The organism is Paenibacillus forsythiae T98 (genome assembly GCF_000520735.1).
Lineage (GTDB): Bacteria > Bacillota > Bacilli > Paenibacillales > Paenibacillaceae > Paenibacillus_AQ > Paenibacillus_AQ forsythiae.
On sequence record NZ_ASSC01000666.1, the window covers coordinates 1 to 4,319 of the forward strand.

General features: G+C 52.2%; 5 protein-coding genes. All 5 read left to right on the top strand.

The features are described 5' to 3' along the window. On the top strand, positions 1-409 hold a 409-nt coding region (locus tag L692_RS33060; RefSeq protein WP_036724771.1), incomplete at its 5' end, for a hypothetical protein. Between the two features lie 40 nt (positions 410-449). Beyond that, complete coding sequence (locus L692_RS0120540; protein WP_025701910.1) at positions 450-1,208, top strand: ABC transporter permease; 759 nt, start codon at positions 450-452, stop codon at positions 1,206-1,208. A gap of 284 nt (positions 1,209-1,492) precedes the next feature. Further along, positions 1,493-2,581, top strand: coding sequence for an ABC transporter substrate-binding protein (locus L692_RS0120545; RefSeq protein WP_025701911.1), 1,089 nt, complete (start codon positions 1,493-1,495; stop codon positions 2,579-2,581). A gap of 113 nt (positions 2,582-2,694) precedes the next feature. Then, positions 2,695-3,486, top strand: coding sequence for an ABC transporter permease (locus L692_RS0120550; protein ID WP_025701912.1), 792 nt, complete (start codon positions 2,695-2,697; stop codon positions 3,484-3,486). A 40-nt stretch (positions 3,487-3,526) separates the two neighbouring features. Then, complete coding sequence (locus L692_RS0120555; RefSeq protein ID WP_025701913.1) at positions 3,527-4,303, top strand: ABC transporter permease; 777 nt, start codon at positions 3,527-3,529, stop codon at positions 4,301-4,303. Positions 4,304-4,319: the final 16 nt, after the last annotated feature.

Below are 4,319 nucleotides of genomic sequence, written 5' to 3' on the forward strand. Positions count from 1 at the left end.
TGCCACGACGCCAATCTTTGCCGTTGGGCTATGTATTTCCCTGATTGGCGTCGCTCTGAGCGCCGTATTGCGCAAGCTGGAACGCGATCTGTTTTTCTGGAAGCCTCTTGAATCCGCTTGGAGTGCAGCGCCCGCCCCCCGGACGCCGCGAAGCAGGCTAAACCGTATTTTTGCGGTTACCGTATTGTCCGCTATGTTATTGCTTCTCGTGGCTGGCGGCGCGTCAACAAGCCGGCTGAGCAAAACGAACGGCAGCTTCTCGGGAGAAGGGGATGTGCCTCCGCCCACCTCCGGCGACGGGCACAGCGGCCACATGTCTCATGAGCATTCGTTGCCTGCCGCCGGGCATTCCGGTCATTCAGGCCATACTGCGCCATCCGATTCACCGGTACAGTCCGGACATCCGTGACAGACCTTGGCGACAATAAATTGTGTCGGGAGGAACGTAAGTGAATGTGTTAACCAAGCTTGGCAAGCGTTATACTGCCGTAATCGCCTTCCTCATCCTGTGGGAAGCCAGTGTAAGGTTCGGATGGGTAGACCCCCAATTCATTCCTCCTCTCACGCAGGTGCTTCAGTTCATCGGCGAAGAGGCAGCAACAGGAGCGCTGGCGCACCATCTGCTGATTAGCCTGGGGCGCGCCGCCGGAGGACTGGCCATCGCCCTGATTGCAGGTGTGCCGCTCGGAATAGCACTGGCCGGCTGGCCGGACAAGATCCGTATTGCCACCGAGCCGGTGCTGGAGTGGCTCTCTCACATCAATCCGTTTGTTGTGTTTCACATCATCATCGTATTCATGGGAGCCGGCGAGCTGACGAAAGTCTCGATTATCGCCTGGGCTTGCATTTGGCCGATTATGTTCAGCACATTGTCCGGGATGATCCATGCCGACGCAGACATTGTCAAAGCGGCTCGTTCATTTGGGCTGAGCCGCCTTCGGCTGACGAAGAAAGTCCTGCTTCCCTTAGCCTTCCCCTCCATCTTGACCGGAACACGTCTGGCTGCGGGCTATGCGCTGCTGTTTCTGATCGCGGCTGAAATGATGGGTTCAAGCTCCGGCCTGGGCTTCATGATTTATACGGCGCAAGCCAATTATCAGATTGTGGAGATGTTCTCCGGAGTTTTAATTATTGCGGTCCTGGCCATCGTACTGGACGGAATCATGTCAGCGGCAGGCAAGTGGCTGGGCCATCCCGCTGTCAAATGATAACCAATACAAAATGTTACAAATTTTCGAACTGGACGTTTTGTGTAAGTTCATGCGTTGACAATCATGAAAGTCTTAGAATAAGCTTTAATCTATAAATCTTATAAGATTTATCGGATTAAAGAAAGTTGACCAGTTAGCTGGAGACTAACGTTCTTCCCCTCGGGAAGTTCGTTTAGTCTCTTTTTTTATATCATACCGGGGCAGGTGATGAAGGGCTGAATAGTTGCATCTTTTAATGTTAAAATTTAACTTAAATTAAAAATTTTAGGAGTGTGGGAAAAATGGCAGCTGGTAAAAAGAAATGGATTATTATTTCCGTAGTCGCCGCTTTGGCGGTAGTCGGAATCGGCGTGGGCAGCTACTTGGGGCAGACGAAGAAAGGAATCGGCATCCAAGGCGCCGCAGGGTTGGCGAATTTAAAGGATGCAGGGTATGACCCGACCAAATCCGGCAAAAAAGTGTACACCATCAAAACTAATACCAAGGTCAATTGCTCCTCCACACCATGGGTAATTGCCGAGAAAAAAGGCTTTTTCGCCGAGGAAGGGATCAATGTGGAATATACCGGCGAATTAACTGAAGCTCAAGTGCTCCCCTCCATCCTGAACGGAACGAACAATGTCTCCAGCACCCATGTTAACAATATTGCTACCTATATCGCCGGCGGCGCCAAAATCAAAGGTGTTACGATCGGCGGGGTCGAACCGACACCTGATGTGGATGAAAAATATCATCACATGAAATTCTATGTCAGCCCCAAACAGGGCGTTTCTTCCCTCGAAGAGCTGATCAAGAAGAAGAAGAACGGGGAGAAAATTACGATCAACGGCACCGTACCGAGCTGCACAACCTTTATCGCTACCAACGCATTCGACCATCTGGGCTTCGACCGTGATCAAATCAAGTTTGTCGCTTTCGAAAGCGACACAGCGGCCTTACAGGCCAACCAGCAGGGCAATATTGACATCGTCGGCGTCCATCCACCCTTTTACAAGCTGGCAAAGGACTCCGGTCTAATCGAAGTTTTCGACACGGCGGATACCGGGCTCGGCGAAGCGGCAGGCACAACCTTCTACTACTTCACGGAACAATTTATCAAGGATAATCCCGAAGCAATCCAGGGCTTTGTCAAAGCGATTAAGAAAGCGCAAGCCTGGATCGTCAACCCGGAGCATGAGGAAGAAGCGATCAAGCTGACCGGCGACTATATCGGCCAACCGGTAAACGCCGTGCACTACTACTACACCGGCAAAGGATTCCAGAACAAGCTGATCCAGCCTTGGATTGATGACCTTGTCGTATCCGGCGCCTTGAAGAAGGATCAGCTGAAGGTCGACGACCTGATCACCACCCAGTTTGACCCTAGCTGAAATGCCATCATACAAAGGGAAAGCGGCGTTCATTCGCCGCTTGGTTACAACCAATAGTGAGGGAGAGCCCGCCTACGTCTGCAAGCCCTCAGGTAAGGAGGATGAATAAACGGATGAAATGGATCATTTCGGTTCATCAGAAATTGTTAAGCTTTTATCTTTTTTTCCTGGTGCTGATCGTTTGGGAGCTTGCGCCGAGGCTGGGACTCGTCAGCAACGTATTTGTCCCGCCCTTCTCGCGGATCGTGGAGGCCGGAGTCGAACTGGGACTGGCGAACATTTTTCTCTACATTTCCATCAGCCTGAAAAGAGTGTTTGTCGGCTTTGTCCTGGCTACCGTTTTGGCCCTTCCGCTTGGCTTTATTCTTGCCGGGGCCATGCCGAAGCTGGCCGAATTTCTCCACCCTCTGACCAAATTTCTCTCCAGCATCCCGCCGTTCATTCTATTTCCGGTCTTTGTTATCATTATCGGAATCGGCGAGGGAGGCATTTATACGGTCATCTTCTGGTCGTCGTTCTGGCCGATATTGTTCACGACCATAGCCGGTATTCAGAATGTCGATCCGCTGCTGATCCGGTCGGCCAAATCCATGAATGCGAGCAAGCTGGTGATCTTCACCAAGGTGATCCTGCCCGGCGCCTCGCCGACATTGATCACCGGACTCCGTACCGGACTGACCATGAGCTTCTTCATGCTGATCGGTTCGGAGAGCATGGGCGCCGATTCCGGTATGGGCTGGATGATCCACAATGCCCAGAGCATGGGGTTTGTCGAGCGCATTTACCTTGGAGCCGTTATGGTTGCAGGCGTCGGTCTGGCGCTCAATTATGTGCTTGAATACCTGGAGAGTGCAGTGCTGCAATGGCGGCAGGCTCCCGATTCAAGCAACAAAGCCGCGGCCTAGCCGGATCTGATCTTAAGCAAAGGAGGACAAGACGGATTCCATGAATTCCACCGCAGTCAAGCTTAAAAAAATCGGCATCGGCACCATCCCGATCCTGTTGTTCTTCGTCTTCTGGGAGAGCGGCGCCCGAATCATTCCGAAGGGCGTCATCTCGCCTCCCAGCGACGCGATTCTAGCCATCTTCCGCTCGGCATTCACTGACGTGCTGCTGGAACAGACGCTAATCAGCCTGTACCGAGTGCTGCTCGGGTTCTTGCTCTCGCTGATTATCGGTATTCCGCTCGGATTTTTGCTCGGCACGTTTTTTAGTTCGGCGGAAAAAGCGTTGTTGCCTTTCCTGCGTACCTGCGAGAAGCTGAACCCCTTCGCGATCATTCCGATTTTCATGATCTTCTTCGGAATCGGAACTTCGGAAAAGGTAGTCGTCATCTTCTGGTCTGCGCTCTGGCCCGTACTGTTTAATACGATGGCCGGAGCCAAGGATATCGATTACAGCCTGTTGCGGGCGGCGCGGTCCATGGGGGCTACGCGCAGAGAGCTGTTTACCAAGGTCGTCCTGCCGTACACCGCACCCAATATTTTCATCGGTATAGAATTTGCCGCCCAGCTATCGTTCTTCATGATTATCGCATCTGAAGTCATCGGCGCCAGCACGGGACTCGGGTGGTATTACATCAACTCTACCGCCCGCTATGATCTGCCGCTCATGTACGGCATCGTCCTGTTCATTACCGTGCTGGGCATTATCATCAACCTGTTGTTCTCCAGACTGAAAAAGCGCTTTCTGGTATGGAAAGAAGCGTCACAGCTTCAATAAGCATTGGCGCTTTGTA

Coding starts and splice junctions, on each gene's coding strand:
- L692_RS0120545 (WP_025701911.1), top strand. CDS start 1,493: ATGGCAGCTGGTAAAAAGAAATGGATTATTATTTCCGTAGTCGCCGCT.
- L692_RS0120550 (WP_025701912.1), top strand. CDS start 2,695: ATGAAATGGATCATTTCGGTTCATCAGAAATTGTTAAGCTTTTATCTT.
- L692_RS0120555 (WP_025701913.1), top strand. CDS start 3,527: ATGAATTCCACCGCAGTCAAGCTTAAAAAAATCGGCATCGGCACCATC.